Source organism: Corynebacterium jeikeium, assembly GCF_000738175.1.
GTDB classification, from domain to species: Bacteria; Actinomycetota; Actinomycetes; order Mycobacteriales; family Mycobacteriaceae; genus Corynebacterium; species Corynebacterium jeikeium_C.
Window position 1 is genome coordinate 13,492 of record NZ_JFCH01000046.1, and the last position, 15,022, is coordinate 28,513.

The 15,022-nt window shown below is 58.6% G+C and carries 13 protein-coding genes and 2 CRISPR repeat arrays; of the genes, 4 read left to right on the forward strand and 9 right to left on the reverse strand.

Annotated elements, in window-relative coordinates; all coding sequences use genetic code 11:
• Positions 1-13 precede the first annotated feature (13 nt).
• Together JQ46_RS07380 and JQ46_RS11265 are read left to right on the forward strand one after the other, a co-directional pair.
• Positions 14-523, forward strand: a complete 510-nt coding sequence (locus JQ46_RS07380) for a hypothetical protein (RefSeq protein ID WP_051876294.1) — start codon at positions 14-16, stop codon at positions 521-523.
• Between the two features lie 105 nt (positions 524-628).
• Positions 629-901: a hypothetical protein gene (locus tag JQ46_RS11265; protein ID WP_237744772.1), complete on the forward strand. Its 273-nt coding sequence runs from the start codon at positions 629-631 to the stop codon at positions 899-901.
• A 217-nt stretch (positions 902-1,118) separates the two neighbouring features.
• Positions 1,119-2,428: a CRISPR direct-repeat array (repeat unit 28 nt; unit sequence GGCTCATCCCCGCTGGCGCGGGGAGCAC).
• A gap of 92 nt (positions 2,429-2,520) precedes the next feature.
• Positions 2,521-3,158: direct repeats of the CRISPR family, unit length 28 nt; unit sequence GGCTCATCCCCGCTGGCGCGGGGAGCAC.
• A gap of 95 nt (positions 3,159-3,253) precedes the next feature.
• On the opposite strand, the gene cas2e is transcribed toward JQ46_RS11265, so the two are convergent.
• The 9 genes from cas2e to JQ46_RS07420 form a co-directional block, all read right to left on the reverse strand.
• Positions 3,254-3,577 carry a type I-E CRISPR-associated endoribonuclease Cas2e gene (gene cas2e / locus JQ46_RS11070; RefSeq protein WP_080719517.1) on the reverse strand — a complete coding sequence of 108 codons (324 nt, stop codon included), beginning with the start codon at positions 3,575-3,577 and terminating at the stop codon, positions 3,254-3,256.
• Positions 3,574-4,515, reverse strand: coding sequence for a type I-E CRISPR-associated endonuclease Cas1e (gene cas1e, locus JQ46_RS07385; protein ID WP_034986769.1), 942 nt, complete (start codon positions 4,513-4,515; stop codon positions 3,574-3,576). Before cas1e ends, cas2e begins: the two co-directional genes overlap by 4 nt.
• A 10-nt stretch (positions 4,516-4,525) precedes the next feature.
• Complete coding sequence (gene cas6e / locus JQ46_RS07390) at positions 4,526-5,200, reverse strand: type I-E CRISPR-associated protein Cas6/Cse3/CasE (RefSeq protein WP_034986771.1); 675 nt, start codon at positions 5,198-5,200, stop codon at positions 4,526-4,528.
• Positions 5,197-5,904 carry a type I-E CRISPR-associated protein Cas5/CasD gene (gene cas5e, locus JQ46_RS07395; RefSeq protein WP_034986773.1) on the reverse strand — a complete coding sequence of 236 codons (708 nt, stop codon included), beginning with the start codon at positions 5,902-5,904 and terminating at the stop codon, positions 5,197-5,199. Before cas5e ends, cas6e begins: the two co-directional genes overlap by 4 nt.
• Complete coding sequence (gene cas7e, locus JQ46_RS07400; protein ID WP_034986776.1) at positions 5,904-7,034, reverse strand: type I-E CRISPR-associated protein Cas7/Cse4/CasC; 1,131 nt, start codon at positions 7,032-7,034, stop codon at positions 5,904-5,906. The genes cas5e and cas7e overlap by 1 nt, the downstream gene beginning before the upstream one ends.
• Before the next feature lie 28 nt (positions 7,035-7,062).
• A complete protein-coding gene (casB, locus tag JQ46_RS07405; RefSeq protein ID WP_034986778.1) occupies positions 7,063-7,698 on the reverse strand; it encodes a type I-E CRISPR-associated protein Cse2/CasB in 636 nt (211 codons plus the stop codon).
• A 45-nt stretch (positions 7,699-7,743) separates the two neighbouring features.
• Entirely contained in the window at positions 7,744-9,378 is a 1,635-nt protein-coding gene (gene casA, locus JQ46_RS07410; protein WP_237744773.1) for a type I-E CRISPR-associated protein Cse1/CasA, read from the reverse strand.
• Between the two features lie 126 nt (positions 9,379-9,504).
• A complete protein-coding gene (locus JQ46_RS07415; RefSeq protein WP_051876295.1) occupies positions 9,505-12,357 on the reverse strand; it encodes a CRISPR-associated helicase/endonuclease Cas3 in 2,853 nt (950 codons plus the stop codon).
• 102 nt (positions 12,358-12,459) lie between these two features.
• A complete protein-coding gene (locus JQ46_RS07420; protein ID WP_080719519.1) occupies positions 12,460-13,137 on the reverse strand; it encodes a nitroreductase in 678 nt (225 codons plus the stop codon).
• A 231-nt stretch (positions 13,138-13,368) separates the two neighbouring features.
• Between JQ46_RS07420 and JQ46_RS07425 the strand changes: the two genes are divergently transcribed.
• A complete protein-coding gene (locus JQ46_RS07425; protein WP_034966252.1) occupies positions 13,369-14,097 on the forward strand; it encodes an amino acid ABC transporter ATP-binding protein in 729 nt (242 codons plus the stop codon).
• A gap of 19 nt (positions 14,098-14,116) precedes the next feature.
• Complete coding sequence (locus JQ46_RS07430; protein ID WP_034986780.1) at positions 14,117-15,013, forward strand: glutamate ABC transporter substrate-binding protein; 897 nt, start codon at positions 14,117-14,119, stop codon at positions 15,011-15,013.
• Positions 15,014-15,022: the final 9 nt, after the last annotated feature.

Genomic DNA, 15,022 nt, shown 5'->3' on the forward strand with positions numbered 1-15,022 from the left:
CAGGAATACGGGAATGGGCACGTCAGTAGCTGCTGCGGTGCGCGCGACGGGGTTGCGTAATTGTTTGCGTGTGGCCCCGTTGGCCGCGGAGGATCTGGTACGCGCGTTGCTGCGCCGTCCGCCGAAGTACATCGATTCGGTCGGTCGCCCGGGCGAGGTTGCGGTGATGACGGCCCCGGGTTCCTCGGAAGGGCTGGATCGCATGCTGGAGGTTTCGGGGCTGGAGCATGGCGTGTACCCGGAGACCGTCGCCGCCCGTATTTTGGCGGTGATTGGTTTCTATTCGCCGTCGCGGACGGCCGGTAATGTTTCCTGCCCGGCGCTTTTCCAGGTGATGTCTAATGACGCCGTCACTCCAACAAATGTCGCCCTCAAAGCCGCTGGCAAGGTTCGCCGCGCCACGGTTCACATTCACGAGGGCGGCCACTTCGACCCGTACGTGGAGCCGCTGTTCTCGGAGATTATTGAGGAGCAGCTGGCGTTCCTGCGAAAAGAGGTCCCGGTGGGAGGCGCCCAAGCGTAGAATTCTTAAAGATGAGGTAGCGGGTAGCCGAAGTTAGTCACAATCACGCTTTTAGCTACCGTGCGGTAAAGCGGAGAGGATCGTAAGGTGCGTGCGGATCCCTCGATGGATGTATTCGAAGAATTTCTTTCCCGTTATGGAGAGCAGTTCGTCACTGCAGGTATTGACCACGCCTTTAGTCCCGCCTTAGGGGGAGAATTCGAATATGCACTTGAGAATGCGGTCTACTACTCGGTCGAAAGTGGTGTGATCATTGCGCCTGACATGTTGGATAAAATTCTTGATCTCTTTTCACCTGACAGTAACCCAGGCGAATGCTTACGGAGTTTCCTAAAGGAACATCGTCCTGATTATGTGAGAGCATCAGAAGTTCAGTAACCACGATCTTTTCAATATAGTTTCGTTTTTTCCTATTGAATTTCTTTGCTGTTAAGCATTGAATGGAAAGCTTTCTTCATTTTGGAGGTCGTCCCGCTGTGCGGGAGTGGTGAATTCTGGTGATACGTGGAGAACGCGTCAAGATAACACTTTCTGAGGTCCATCCCCGCTGGCGAGGGGGCACGCCACCACTGTCGGCACGTCTACTCAATCCCAGGGCTCATCCCCGCTGGCGCGGGGAGCACTCCCTTTTAGGACTCCTCGCCAGTGGGCGCGGAGGCTCATCCCCGCTGGCGCGGGGAGCACGAGCGATCCGGCGGCGTGACGGTCAGCAGGTGGGGCTCATCCCCGCTGGCGCGGGGAGCACCTACTACCTGATCTGCGCGCTAATCCTGTGGGCGGCTCATCCCCGCTGGCGCGGGGAGCACGAGCAGGATGAATGGGTGATTTTGTCCACCCGGGGCTCATCCTCGCTGGCGCGGGGAGTACGAGGAGATCCGTAAGGGTGCTGTGGCGGCGCAGGGCTCATCCCCGCTGGCGCGGGGAGCACTATCCCATCGGGCTGTATCCTCCTACGCAGTCGGGCTCATCCCCGCTGGCGCGGGGAGCACTCGTCATGGGGCTGTTCGATTCGAGGTTGTGTGGGCTCATCCCCGCTGGCGCGGGGAGCACCCGCTAGGCAACCAGAAGCCCGCACTGTGGCAGGGCTCATCCCCGCTGGCGCGGGGAGCACTCGTGCAAGCCCATCGCCGTGCCGGTGACCCTAGGCTCATCCCCGCTGGCGCGGGGAGCACGTCGCTCGCTTATTTCGTGGAAAACTTTTCTCCGGCTCATCCCCGCTGGCGCGGGGAGCACGCAAGCCCTGCTCCCGTTGGTCGCCGGCATTCCGGCTCATCCCCGCTGGCGCGGGGAGCACGCAAGCCCTGCTCCCGTTGGTCGCCGGCATTCCGGCTCATCCCCGCTGGCGCGGGGAGCACCAGTCTGTGGATATTCAGGCGCGTGTCGCAGGCGGCTCATCCCCGCTGGCGCGGGGAGCACCGGGTTAGGTGAGGGTCGTGATTAGCTGGCCGGGGCTCATCCCCGCTGGCGCGGGGAGCACGTCGAGAACCTCGCGGGATCGGTCGGCGCCTCAGGCTCATCCCCGCTGGCGCGGGGAGCACTAGAGGAAGAGAACCTGATCCGTGCGCAGCAGAGGCTCATCCCCGCTGGCGCGGGGAGCACTCGTGCAAGCCCATCGCCGTGCCGGTGACCCTAGGCTCATCCCCGCTGGCGCGGGGAGCACTATCGTGGTGTTCGTGCTGCGAATCCGCAGGCGGGCTCATCCCCGCTGGCGCGGGGAGCACAGCATGCCGGGGTTGAAGTGCCGTTCAAGTTCGGGCTCATCCCCGCTGGCGCGGGGAGCACCGGCTGACGCTTTCGGCAATGCTGTTGACTGGGGGCTCATCCCCGCTGGCGCGGGGAGCACACGCCTCATGTGGCGGCGAGGGTAGAGCCGTGGGGCTCATCCCCGCTGGCGCGGGGAGCACCCGTCTGCTTCAGCTGCGCCTCGGTCAGCTTGCGGCTCATCCCCGCTGGCGCGAGAGCACCGCATGAACCCGTTCCGCTCTGCTGGCATGTTCGGCTCATCCCCGCTGGCGCGGGGAGCACGTATCAGCCAAATCCGGCGAATGCCCCTTAGCCGGCTCATCCCCGCTGGCGCGGGGAGCACTTTCGTTGCGAGCAGTCATGGTGAGGTTCCTCCGGCTCATCCCCGCTGGCGCGGGGAGCACACTTCTTAATAGCCGGAGCAATGTCCTTCGTACGGCTCATCCCCGCTGGCGCGGGGAGCACGAGAAGAACGTGCCAGCCGGGTACAGAATGACCGGCTCATCCCCGCTGGCGCGGGGAGCACCAACTGGGATTCTAACGCGGCGAAGGGCACACCGGCTCATCCCCGCTGGCGCGGGGAGCACTCGTCCTTGACGTTCTCCTTGCCGGCGATCAGCGGCTCATCCCCGCTGGCGCGGGGAGCACCGGGTGGAGGGATCGGCGACCTTCGCCATGTACGGCTCATCCCCGCTGGCGCGGGGAGCACTTTGGCAAAAAGAAAAGTGTTTAACCCCCCTTAGGCTCATCCCCGCTGGCGCGGGGAGCACATTCCACGTCGGAAGTCGTGAGAATGTTGATACGGCTCATCCCCGCTGGCGCGGGGAGCACTGTCTGCGAACTCGATTAGTTTCGCGGCGCGGCGGCTCATCCCCGCTGGCGCGGGGAGCACACTCTCTGAGCTGTGGTTCTTTGAGCCGTTAGGCCGATTCTACTTCAACTTGTTTTCCCTACCGCCTACCGGACTAGCGAACGATCACCACCGCTCTACCTCCGCCGGGCTTTACTCCATCCGCGTCGCCTCGCCGAAGGCGCCCGGTTATTGGGCCGCGTAATCAGGTTCACTCCATCGAAATCAGTTGGAACCCAGTTATGTCGGTGGGTCTTGAAGTCAAAGCCCTGCTCGTTCGCGGCCTGAAAAACCATGATTGCGCGTCCGTCCTTCACCAGGTCGCATGTTCGCTCCCAAACCTGGTCGCGCACCCTGGCACTGGGGCGACCTACAAACACACCCGGAGAAATCTCCAACAGCCATCTTGTGAGGTCACCGCGAAGACCCGCAGGGCACGCAGATACAACTAAGACCATCATCTGATTGGCCCATCGTCTGACCAATTGCGCTTGGAAGCCACGACCTCCAAGTCCGACCACAGCACCAGCTCAGCATCTATATTCTGAGCCTCAGAGCTCATCTCCATAAGGAACATGACATCCCGAACCATGGTTGGAATGAGGTTTTTCTTCACCACGTAGTCCCGGATCACGCGCCGAATATTCACGTCGGCGGTTAGCTCATTTTCTGCTACCGCGTCGAAAGCTGCCGGAATCGACACTTCGGCCTTGTACAGATCTGCAATGTCGTAAACGAAAGCGCGCTCCGTACCTTGGTGGACCATCCCAAGCGATGGAACGAACCCTAACGATGCAATGACCGCATGTGCCACGCCGTACAGCGCCGCATTCGCCGCGGTTAGAGTTCGATTGATCGGGTCGCCACTAGAAAAATTCTGCGGATCGTAATTCCGTTTCTTCCAAGTCACACCGGTCCGCGCGGCCTCGGCCTGATAGATCTTCTTCATCCGAGATCCTTCACGTCCGCGAAGCTGCGCCATCGTCGCACGCGAAATATCTTCGCCAGGGAAGCGCATGGCGTACATCTGTCTGGCACAGAAAAGCCTGCGGCGCTGGTTGCTTACTATTGACGCCTGCGCCTCCGCCGCTGCCGAAGAATTCGATAGCGAACGACCGGATGCGTAGTAGCGCACACCCTTTTCTCCAACCCATACGACAGAAACTCCCGAATCTCCCAGAAGTGCCATCGCTGCATATGTCACTTTCGTGCCTGGGCCAAGCAGTAAGGCAGCAATACCTGCAGCAGGCACGTGGGTGATGCCGCGTTCATCCGCGAAGGTAACAGCGTTGTTGTCACGATTGACCACGCATCGCTCGGCGTACAGAAAGGAAATCCGATCCTGCACGCGCGGCAGGATGGGACGATCCATGGGCGACTTTGAGGGGTGCGGCGCCATAGCTCAAGCCTTACCTTGTCTTGCTCGGGGTGGGCTTGGCCAGAGTCAATAGACCACAACCATAGGCTTTTCCCCGGCCAATGCCCTCGACAAGTGACTTTCTAAAGGATTCAACATCGTCGATCTGCAGAGTACCTCGGTATCTCACCGTGCCAATAACAACCTGGCGACCCTTCGGATTCTTCGCCAGCTTCGAAAAGCGCAGTGTCTTGCGCTCCACGATCAGGGTCTCCAGCGGGGTGAAGCCACAGCCTTTAGCTTTGGTGTTGAACCATTCCAACTGAGCTTCCTCGCCCACCAGTGCGGTGAGTTTGCCACGGGTGCCCCGTGGAGAGCCGGGAGCCTTCTTGGCTGCCACAGGGTTCAGCACAACTTCGTAATGCCACTGTTGGCCATCCGCGAGTGTTTCTAACAGGCGGTTGTAGCTTGCCTTCTGCGGATCGCTTTCGGAACCGGTTTGCTCTGAGATCTTGGTCGGATCGCAGCTATCCGGTCCAACGATGTACACAGAATGTTCGTCGGCTCCCCGAACCTTGCCGTCATGGCGCCAGAGGATTCGTTCCTTCTCGCTTACTTCCTTGGGGAAGCAGCTCAGAACTGCTGCATGCATAGCCTGCGGATTTCCCAGCAACTTTCGTGCTTGACGGCTGCTGGGGTTGAGGTGAAGTCGAGTGAAGGTCGTCATGCCTGCATCACCGCTTCCATAAATGGGTCGTTGGTCGAACCGAGGTCATTCTTGACGGGCACCCCGGTCTTGTCTTGGACGACGTCTCGCCAGCCATACTCCCGGTGCTCTTGAGAGAAGGAGATTGGTACGTCGCGTCTGGCTATGCCGGTTTCACCCTGGGTGGCGTCACGAAAAATAGGCAGCGAGAGCTTCTGCGCCCGAGTCTTCCTGTGCGCACGGGTAGCCTGCCAGTCGGTGGCACGCAGTGCGTCGACGGCCGAACCACGGAAGGTTCCGAGGTAGAGGTTCGGGGGAGCGGGGCACGAACGGCGCCCAAGGAATAACGGGAAACGTGGTCGTTGGACGGCGCTGGCGAGTTCGTCGATGAAGGAATCGTTGTCCGATCCGACAGCCGCGACGAAAACAGCATCCTCAAGGTAGTAGCGCGTGACCAGGTTCGCGTTGTCCTTTGGCCTTTTCTGCCAGGGCTGGGCAGTCTGGTAATCCCGCAGTAGGGAACCAGGCTGATCCACACGAACGGCGAACGTTAGAGCTGCAAGGTCTTGTAGATCGTCAGTGCGCTGGCGCCCTTGTGCAGCGGCTAGAAGCCCCAGCACACCGGACTTGGTAGGCACCTGCTCGGTGGCGCGTTGCTTGAATCGGCTAGTCGCGCCCCACGATTGCATAGGGCCGGAAAGCCTAAGTAGAAGGGTAGAAGGCATTAGTGCTCCTGGGTGGCAGCTTCTGCGACAGCTTCGACGAGCTCGGGCAGAGTGGTCTTCTTGGCCAGATCGATCTCGATGAAAGCGTCCGCCAGATCTCCCAAGGACATCACGAAGGCAGCCTGCGGGACGAACCCGTAGGTGTTCTGGATCTGCTCGGCCTCGCGGGCCAGCCGGTCGGCAGCGGACTTGCGGCGGCCCTGGTTGTTCTCGGAGACTACCGGTTCCTCGAAGGCGTTGACTAGGGAGATGGAGCGGTCATTCCGGACGGTGACGTACACGAGCTCCGGCACACTGTTGTGTGCGAAGGTGTTCTGCTTACCAGTCGGCAGTGAGGTGATGAAGCTGTTGGTGAATGCCTTGATGGCTTCAGCGGTGGCATCCTGGTTGCCGAGGTTTTCGGCGAGCGAATCAACGTCAATCGTGGCGAATCGGTAGAGTGTCGAAGACATCATCTGAACGGTGCCCATCATAGCTGCACCGACCTCTTCGTCGGCCTCCACCATGTCGTCGACCGCGGTGTAGAAGTCGAACTCCGGCTCGGATTCATGCACGCCAATAGCGTGTGCGACCTGGACGGATGCGTCGACGTTGAAGTCCGGGGCTTCTGCGACCATACGGCCGAACATGCTGATGTCCACGCCATGTTCTTGGTCGAACAGCACAGATACTTCCCTCTTCGGGAACTTACTTTCTTCGCGGTGGTCGATTGCGTACTGGGCCAGGTTGCTCACCTGTCGGACGCTTAGGAAGAGCAAGTATCCGAGTTCAGACTTCTGTTCTACTTCCTCACCTTCAGCCTTTGCGGTCTTCCTCTTGGTCAGCTTGAAGCCAGCAGCGGTGAAGACCTTCTCGGAAAGGGTGGTTGCTTCGGCTTCTTCGATGGAAGTATCCAGCTCTTGGATGCGGTCTGCGACCAGCTCGATTGCGCGACGGGTACGGTATCCCACGAAGCCAGTGGGGAACTTCTCGCCAAAATCCTTGCGGATGGCACGCTTCCAGGCTTGGGAGGAAACACGCTGACGTGGCGCACCGCCGAAAATCGCAGTCTTCGGAGCGCCTGTATCGTCACGGTTAATCAGGCTCGGTGGAAGGGTCTGCAGGGCGTGGAAATCAATGGTGATGGACATGGAGAGATTCCTTTCGAAATGAACAGTTTTAGTTTTCTTGGGTAGTAGCGGAGCCGTCGATGTCGCGCGGGTAGCGTGCAAAGGCGAAGTCGCGACCCCACCGCAGTAGCACGCCATTGCGAGTGCGTGGGTTCGAGAGTTTGCGCAGATCCGCGGCGAACCAGCCGTAGTTAAAACGGAGGTCGTTGGATCGGAGCAGCGAAATGAGGGAGCGGGTTTGGATCAGCCGGGACTGGGCGGTCCGAGCAAGCACCAGCGCGTCGAAGCGACCCTTGATAGATTTCGATTCGCTGGTCTGAGATAGCCGGCCACAGGCACTGGCAAACGAATGGGATTCATCGTGTACCTCGTGAGTCGCGCCTTGCATGTGGAACGCGAAGAACGTAAGCGCGTGAAATGCTGCCTCCTCGGATGGGGAAGGGGTATCACCACGTCCAACCTCCTTTTCGGACAGAGGTACAACTAGGGAAGAAAGAACGCTTTCGAAAACTAGGGGGTTTTTGTCTACGGGCTGGCCAGCCGACTTCCGAAGTTCCGCGAGCGTGCCGCGAGCCCTGGCCTGGTTCGGGTAACCAGTCCGGCCGAGATAGTCGGTCTGAAGCTGGCTACAGGTGGCAGCGACCGCTGAACTCAGCCGTGGCCGGTCATCAGTTACTTGTTCCATGGTTTTCCTATTCTTGGTGTATCTAGCGGTGAAAGTTGAGAATGCTTAGCGCGGAACGGTACGCGGAAGAATTTCACGGAGCTTCCTCTGCAGCCAGCTCATGACTGTTCCAGCGGACACGAAGCGCTCATCATCGTTAGACTCGATGATCCTGCCGACCAGTGCCTTGGGGCCGGCACCGACGAGAAGCACGTCTGCGTGTTCTAGGACAGCGTTGCGAACGGTCATCTCCCAAGCTTTCAGCCGGGGCTCTAGATCTGCGCCGTGCAGAGACTTCATCCATTCGCTGAATTTCGGTTCTAGCTCGGCTAGGAGAGTGTCCGTTGCAGCTGGCTGGAATTCGTAGTCTCCACCCGCAGCCTGGAAGAGCTGACCTGCAAAGCTGCCCAGCATTGTTCCAGCCTGGCTAGTTGCTGCTGCTAGGTTGAGCACTGCCTGACGTTGGTCGAGCGCGGACTTAGGAAGAATTTCTAGCGGCAACTCGATTTGCGTGCTGATGCTAATGCCCACGACGGCGCTATTGGGCCCGTACTCCATGGAAGTCATGGAGACGTTCAAGGTTTCCGGCAGATCAACCTCGTTCTCCTTGAGATAAGCAAGCTGGTCGATCGTCTTAGGACGTTTAGGGGCTCGGTTTTTAGCGTCGTAAACCGGGTCGGTTTCCAACGCGATCAACGGTTCCAAACTGCGCCACATTGTCCGCTGGGAATCGAGAGGCTTGGGGTAGTAGACGTCCAGAGTTTTCGTGGACTTGTTCTTGCTGAAACGGTAGGGCGTCATCGGATCGTCCTGGATATTTGCATTTGCATTGGGAATGCGATCCCCGTTCGAGACAAGAACCCGAGTGATCAGACCTTCGTTCGGGAAAAGCCGGATTCGCCTGGATTGCCAGGTCAGAATTTCAGCCGGCCCCTTGGGGTAGATGCCATCTTTGTTTGCAGGATCCAGGCGTTGAGCGGAGGTGTCTGGTTCGCGTTCCCACACGGGATGGTCATCCTTTGCTTGGAGGGCTCCACCGGTGGTGTTCAATGCAAGGGTTTCCTGGAGGTTTTCCCCAAGAATGATCGTTGCAGTGATAGCGCCGGTCCAACCGGTGCCGATTGGGTAGCCCCTTCCGCCCTTGACACGGGGGTCACCAACGGCACCGGATTTGATCCCAGAATAGTCGTAGGCCTGAACGTAAATCAGCCAGCGAGCTGCCTCTGCAAAGGTGAGCGACAATAAGCCATCGCCGGCTCGGAGCGTGAAGTAGTCGTCTTCGAAATCCGGTACGATCCGTCGCACATCGGTAGTCGCGTTCTTGCTCGTATGCAGGTCAGCAACCTGCATGAAGGGTTGCTTTGGATCGAGAAGGTCAAAACGATCAGCGTAGCGCTCCAGATAGTTCAGAACGGCATTGTCTGGTTCGTTCTCCGCAGCGGCTTCCAGCCTGTCGGGAATCCATTCAGCCATATCCAGCTCTGTACCTGGACCGCTCTGCAATTCCTGGCGATGTGCGCACCAGTAAACCGTTAGCAGCAGGCGATAAATGGCGACGTCCTGCAAAGGGCTGTCACCACGAATGGATGCGACTGAATGGGAACCGTCGAAGATCTCGCGCAGGCTGAGCTCTGCAGCGGAGCCATCGGTCAGCGTAGTGAGAATCCACGGCTGATCGAGGAGGCTAAAGCTCTCCGTCACGATAATTCTTCCTTTCGTGTGTAGTTCTGCTGTGTACTTTCGATATGCAGTTTTGGGCATATCCCTTTCTAAGGAGGTCGAAACAGCTTTTCATTTGTCCCTAAAGCTACTTGTAAATCAAACATTTCAGGCGCCTTTGCGAGATCCAGGGAACCCCTCGGTTCGCAGGCCGAAGAGCTCTGAGTAGCTAATCTTCACGTCCGCCAAGCTGGCCTCAAGGTTTTGGTCTAGGCGTAGCGCTACTTGTCCCCGGAGGAGGTAGTGGTCCTTCCATCCTTCTGGCGTTTGGTCTTCCAAAGCATCGACTGTGCGATCCCACACCTTGTCGGAGCGTGTGAACATCGTGGGTAGACGAACAGTGGAAGCAGCAAGCTGAAAGGCTGTATCGAAGTTGGGGATTGTCGTGTCTTCCACTACGCACTCAGATTGCTCGTTACCTGGTACGGGGAGAGGGCGATAGCCGTATTCATCATCGATGATCGGAATGACCTCGATGCTGTTATCGGCATCGCGGACGGAGGCCGTTGCTTTGATCTCCTCCTCTGAGCGATCGCGGACGAGCATCTCAAAGAGTGAATCCAACCGTTTGCCAGTTTCATCGGGGCTCGGTATACGGAAGACCTTCGATCGTGACTTATCGGAGTCGTCCTTGCCTCGACTACTTGTTTTGGATTCTTCCCACCGGGCTGCCCACGTTTCCGGAAAGTTATGATCCGCGTCGAGGTCGTATGCTCTTTGAACTAGTTCTGGAACGTCGGAGGGGCGCCGGAATCCTTTATCCACGACCTCTGTGGAGAGCAGTTGGTAAGTCGTGAGTAGCAATGCATCGTCGTAGATGTATTCGGTGCCGGAATCCCATACGGGAACTGGGTTCGTTTCTTCGACACCACGAATGTAGATGCGGGCATCACGTAGTTTTTCCGGCCGATCGCTGTCAGGCCGCTGGTGGCGATGCAAGCGCCCAGCTCGTTGAATAATCAGATCCATCGGTGCGATGTCGGTGATCAGTGCGTCGGCGTCGATATCAAGGCTCTGCTCGAGAGTCTGCGTACCGCATACGATGCGCAGGGTAGGGCGTCCTTGTTTTTTATGTGACGCCGGCCCCAGCTCGTTGAGGAGTTCTTCTTCGTGACGGGCCCGATCGAGGCTGGTGAATGCGGAGTGATGGAGGCGAACCTCACCAGGAAATACTGAGTCCAGAGCCGTGAAAGCTTCTTGGGCACGCTTGATGGTGTTGCAAACGACAAGAATCACGCCGCCGTCGGAACAGAGCTCGGTGACGAGTTGTGTTAGCTCCTCAACGGAGTTATCGACGATCTCGACTTTGGCGTTCATGTCGTCGGGACGTGGGGCGACGGCCTGTTCTCTGATACCTTCCTCGGACACAAGAGTGAGAAGTGGATAACCTTCACCGGTTAGAGGAAGGTTTTCCGCACCTATCTGGCCACCGTAAGCAGCAACGAGCTCCTCTTTGCGGCTGGTCGGCAAGGTGGCGGACAGGAGGATAACTGGAACGCCGTATGCGGCGAGCCACCGCAAGGTTTCGGCGAGATATTCGTTAGTGTAGGTCGAGTAGGCGTGAACCTCATCGAAAATCACCACCTTCCCAGCGAGCGCCAGGTGCCGCAGCATGGAGTGTCGAATTTGAAGCGCCATCATTAGAACTTGGTCGATGGTTCCGACCACGAAGTTGGATAACAGGCCGTTCTTGCGGCCGGACAGCCAGTCGGTGGCTATGACAGACCCATGGCCAGCACAATCCTCGCCGATGTCGCGGTAGCGGATCTCGCGGTAATCCTTATTGAGGCGGTTCTTGCTGTGGGCTAGATAGAGAGACGACACAGCAGAGCTTTCCGTGATGTTCTCAACCCAGCGGGAAAACCGTTTGAAAAGTCCGTTGGCCGTTGCCATTGTGGGTGCCGCTAGAATCGCGCCGCTGGCGCGATTGTGCTGGGCGAATAGTAGAGCCGCTTGGAGGGCGCCTTCAGTCTTCCCTTCTCCGGTTGGAGCTTCGATTATGAGTAGGGCCGGGCCGGGGGGCTTGGAGCTCAGTAGTTCTGCAATTGCGGTTTGAACGGGACGTGGAGTGGCGCTTTCTGGCCAGGAGAAGCTCGCGCGATAGTTTTCGGCAACCTGAGCCGGATCTTTGCTGAAGTGTTTGAACTCGGTGTGGAGGTCGAACTTAGCTTTCGCCATTCCCAGCTTGATGCGATCAGCTTGAGAACCGCTAAAGCGAAGAGGGAAGAAATCGGTGTTGGAAGCCAGCCAGTCGCACATAACGGTGAACCCGGTGATGATCTGAATGGCTGTTGTTGGTGGCTTGCCTTCTACGGCGTCAAGGGCAAGTTGAACGTTAGTGGTAGCGGCGAAAGCATCCAGAATCTCGTTGACGGCGCTTAGCCACTCGGGAGGATAGTTATTGACGAAGGTGGTTGCTGCCTTCCGGCCAGCCATGGTGAGCCAACCGTGGTGAGCTTCCACCGTTTGGGTTAGTGACAAAGCAACGGGAGCTTTGAGTCCATGTGTCTTTAGCCAGCGCTTCAGCAGTTCCCGAGAATAAAGCGGGTGGGCGAGGCTGGCGACACCCTCATCGGGACTAAGGTCTGGGATAGGGATGCCAGCGTCCTCGAGTGGATAGAGCAGTGGTGCGTTCGTTTCAGGGGAGCGAAGCTTGCGTAAGAACGGGCTGGAAATCTTACCGATGTCGTGGCTAACTACGAGGAAAACCGTGAGTGAGCGGATGTGTTCGGGGGAGAGTTTCGTAACGCGACTGAGGAAGTTCTTGATCTGTGGGGAGAGCCAGGAATCCCAAAGATAGGTTGCGACCGCACCGGAATCGACGAGGTGCTGAACGAGCGACATTGGACCCGTCTCGTCTCCCGATTTAGCTAGGAATGCGCTGGCTGTGGGGGAGAAGCCGTCGACTATTCCGTTCCAGGAATCTAAATCGAACAGTGGTGCGCTGTGGGGGTCTGTCATGTCCGTTGGCTTTCGTAGTGTTGTGTTCTACAACCAAAGTTATCAGGGCATCACATGCTCCCCGCGCCAGCGGGGATTCCTTAGAAACCAGGGCTTAACGCCCTACAGCCCCAACCCCTCAATCCCGTGCACCGTCACCGTCTCGGATAGTGCAACACGGCCCGGGGCGGTCTTGTACACCGGGCTGGATTCATCCGCCCGGCCGAAGGTCAGTGCAGTAACCAGCTTGTACTCCTCATCCACGCCCAGGAACTCGCGCACCGTCGGCGCCAGTAGGGAGATCATGCCCTGGGGCACCCCGTGGTAGCCGTGGGCAGTCAGGGACAGCAGGAAGTTCTCGGCGTACGTCCCCTGGTCAAACGCCGCGCGAATGCGGTCGCCCATCAGCGGGATAAACATCAGCGCCGAGTACGGGGCGCCGAAGAAACGCAGGTTTTCGCGGACGAACTCCGTACGCGCCTCCTTATCCTCACGGGCAATGCCCAACAGGCCGTACATTTTCGCCGCCAACTCCATGGAACGCTGTGGGTGCACACCCTGGCCATAGTCGATCGTGAAGTCGGGGTTAAGCCCGTTGGTATCGAACTCCTCGATCAGCGCGGCACTCAAATCCTTCAACTTTTGGCCACCGATCACGTGAACGTTCCACGGTTGCGTGTTGGAGTTCGAGGGCGCGGACTGGGCATCTAGCAGGATCTCCTTGATGTCCTCTGCCGGGATCTCGTCTGGCAGGAACGCGCGAGGGGAGTGGCGGTTACGTATAAATCCAGAAAAATTCATGCTCGCCACCGTACGCTCTTTTCTGTTTCCAACACCGTCTATCGTCGCCTGCTCCCAGCGATCACGTGGATGGGCAACCATCCCCTTTAACGAGCTCACCCTAAGGGCGTCAATAAGCCGTCAATAAGACAACGACAAGCAGCAGCAGTGAGGCATCTTGCTTTTATTTCATAAAAGTGACCTTCGTTACTTATTATTTGGTTCATGTCTGAAACCACTGTTTCCAAACCAATGATTGAACTCAAGGGAGTGAACAAGCACTTCGGCGAGTACCACGCACTTCGGGACATCAACCTCGAAGTACCGGCGGGCCAGGTTGTCGTGATCCTCGGACCCTCCGGATCCGGCAAGTCCACGCTGTGCCGCACCATCAACCGCCTAGAGACCATCGACGATGGCGAAATCCGCATCGACGGTGAACTGCTGCCGGAAGAAGGCAAAGACCTGGCCAAGCTCCGCGCAGAGGTTGGCATGGTGTTCCAGCAGTTCAACCTGTTCAGCCACATGACCATTCGCGATAACGTCACGCTGGCGCCCACCAAGGTCCGCAAGGTCAGCAAGGAAGAGGCACGCAAGACCGCCGAGAAGCTGCTGGACCGCGTGGGCATCGCCGCCCAGGCCGACAAGTACCCGGCTCAGCTATCCGGCGGCCAGCAGCAGCGCGTAGCCATCGCCCGCGCGCTGGCCATGGACCCGAAGGTGATGCTCTTCGACGAGCCGACCTCCGCCCTCGACCCCGAGATGATCAACGAGGTCCTGGACGTCATGACCGACCTCGCCAAGGGCGGCATGACCATGGTGGTTGTCACCCACGAGATGAGCTTTGCTCGCCGCGTCGCGGATCGAATCCTGTTCATGGCCGACGGCGCCATTGTTGAGGACGCCGACCCGGAGACCTTCTTCACGAACCCGCAATCCGATCGCGCCAAGGACTTCCTGGCGAAGATCGTGAACCACTAGTTCGGGAAGCGAGTTACACATGTCTACCTTCACAAGCGCACTCAAGCGCCTGACCGCTGCAGTGGTTGCCACCGCAAGCGTGGTGGCGCTGACCGCGTGCGGCTCTGGCGGTGCCCGCGACCTGCTGGCGGATATCGAATCCGGCCACGTCGTAATGGGCACCAAGTATGACCAACCGAACCTGGGTGAGCGCACCCCGGACAAGCAGTTCGCTGGCCTGGATACCGACGTATCCCGCTACGTGGTGGAATACATCGCAAAGAAGCACGGCTGGGCCACGCCAGAAATCGAATGGCGCGAAACCCCCTCCGCACAGCGCGAGACCCTCATCAACAACGGTGAGGTCAACATGATCACCGCCACGTACTCCATCAACAAAGGTCGCCTGAAGGCCGTGGACTTCGCAGGGCCGTACCTGGTCACCCACCAGGCGCTGCTGGTCCGCGAAGATTCCGGCATCAAGGGCTTGAACGACATCGCGCCGGGCACCCGCCTGTGCTCCGTATCCGGCTCCACCCCGGCACAGAAGGTGAAGGACGCGCTGCCTGAAGTGCAGCTGCAGGAGTTCGACACCTACGCCGCGTGTGCGGAAGGCCTGAAGCAGGGCGTGGTGGATGCAACCACTACGGACGCGACCATTCTGGCTGGCTTCGCACAGCGCTACAAGGAACGATTCGGCGAAGAATACGGCGTTATCCAGCTAAAGAAGGATGACGGCAGCTTCTGGACCAACGAAAACTACGGCATTGGCCTGCCTAAGGGCGACGACAAAGCCAAGGCGGAGGTCAACGAAGCGCTGAACGAAATGCACGATTCCGGCGAGTTCCAGAAGATCGTCGCCAAGAACCTGGGCGACAACGTGGATCTCGGCGAGAAGCCAAAGATCGGCGACCTGTCGTTCGTCGACAAGAAGTAGGAAGGAGGA

What these genes read in the sequence shown, in the direction of transcription:
- JQ46_RS07425 (WP_034966252.1), top strand. Translation starts at nt 13,369, where the DNA reads ATGATTGAACTCAAGGGAGTGAACAAGCACTTCGGCGAGTACCACGCA.
- JQ46_RS07430 (WP_034986780.1), top strand. Translation starts at nt 14,117, where the DNA reads ATGTCTACCTTCACAAGCGCACTCAAGCGCCTGACCGCTGCAGTGGTT.
- JQ46_RS11265 (WP_237744772.1), top strand. Translation starts at nt 629, where the DNA reads ATGGATGTATTCGAAGAATTTCTTTCCCGTTATGGAGAGCAGTTCGTC.
- cas6e (WP_034986771.1), bottom strand. Translation starts at nt 5,200, where the DNA reads ATGACGACCTTCACTCGACTTCACCTCAACCCCAGCAGCCGTCAAGCA.
- casB (WP_034986778.1), bottom strand. Translation starts at nt 7,698, where the DNA reads ATGGAACAAGTAACTGATGACCGGCCACGGCTGAGTTCAGCGGTCGCT.
- JQ46_RS07420 (WP_080719519.1), bottom strand. Translation starts at nt 13,137, where the DNA reads ATGAATTTTTCTGGATTTATACGTAACCGCCACTCCCCTCGCGCGTTC.
- cas5e (WP_034986773.1), bottom strand. Translation starts at nt 5,904, where the DNA reads ATGCCTTCTACCCTTCTACTTAGGCTTTCCGGCCCTATGCAATCGTGG.
- cas2e (WP_080719517.1), bottom strand. Translation starts at nt 3,577, where the DNA reads ATGATGGTCTTAGTTGTATCTGCGTGCCCTGCGGGTCTTCGCGGTGAC.
- cas7e (WP_034986776.1), bottom strand. Translation starts at nt 7,034, where the DNA reads ATGTCCATCACCATTGATTTCCACGCCCTGCAGACCCTTCCACCGAGC.
- JQ46_RS07415 (WP_051876295.1), bottom strand. Translation starts at nt 12,357, where the DNA reads ATGACAGACCCCCACAGCGCACCACTGTTCGATTTAGATTCCTGGAAC.
- JQ46_RS07380 (WP_051876294.1), top strand. Translation starts at nt 14, where the DNA reads ATGGGCACGTCAGTAGCTGCTGCGGTGCGCGCGACGGGGTTGCGTAAT.
- cas1e (WP_034986769.1), bottom strand. Translation starts at nt 4,515, where the DNA reads ATGGCGCCGCACCCCTCAAAGTCGCCCATGGATCGTCCCATCCTGCCG.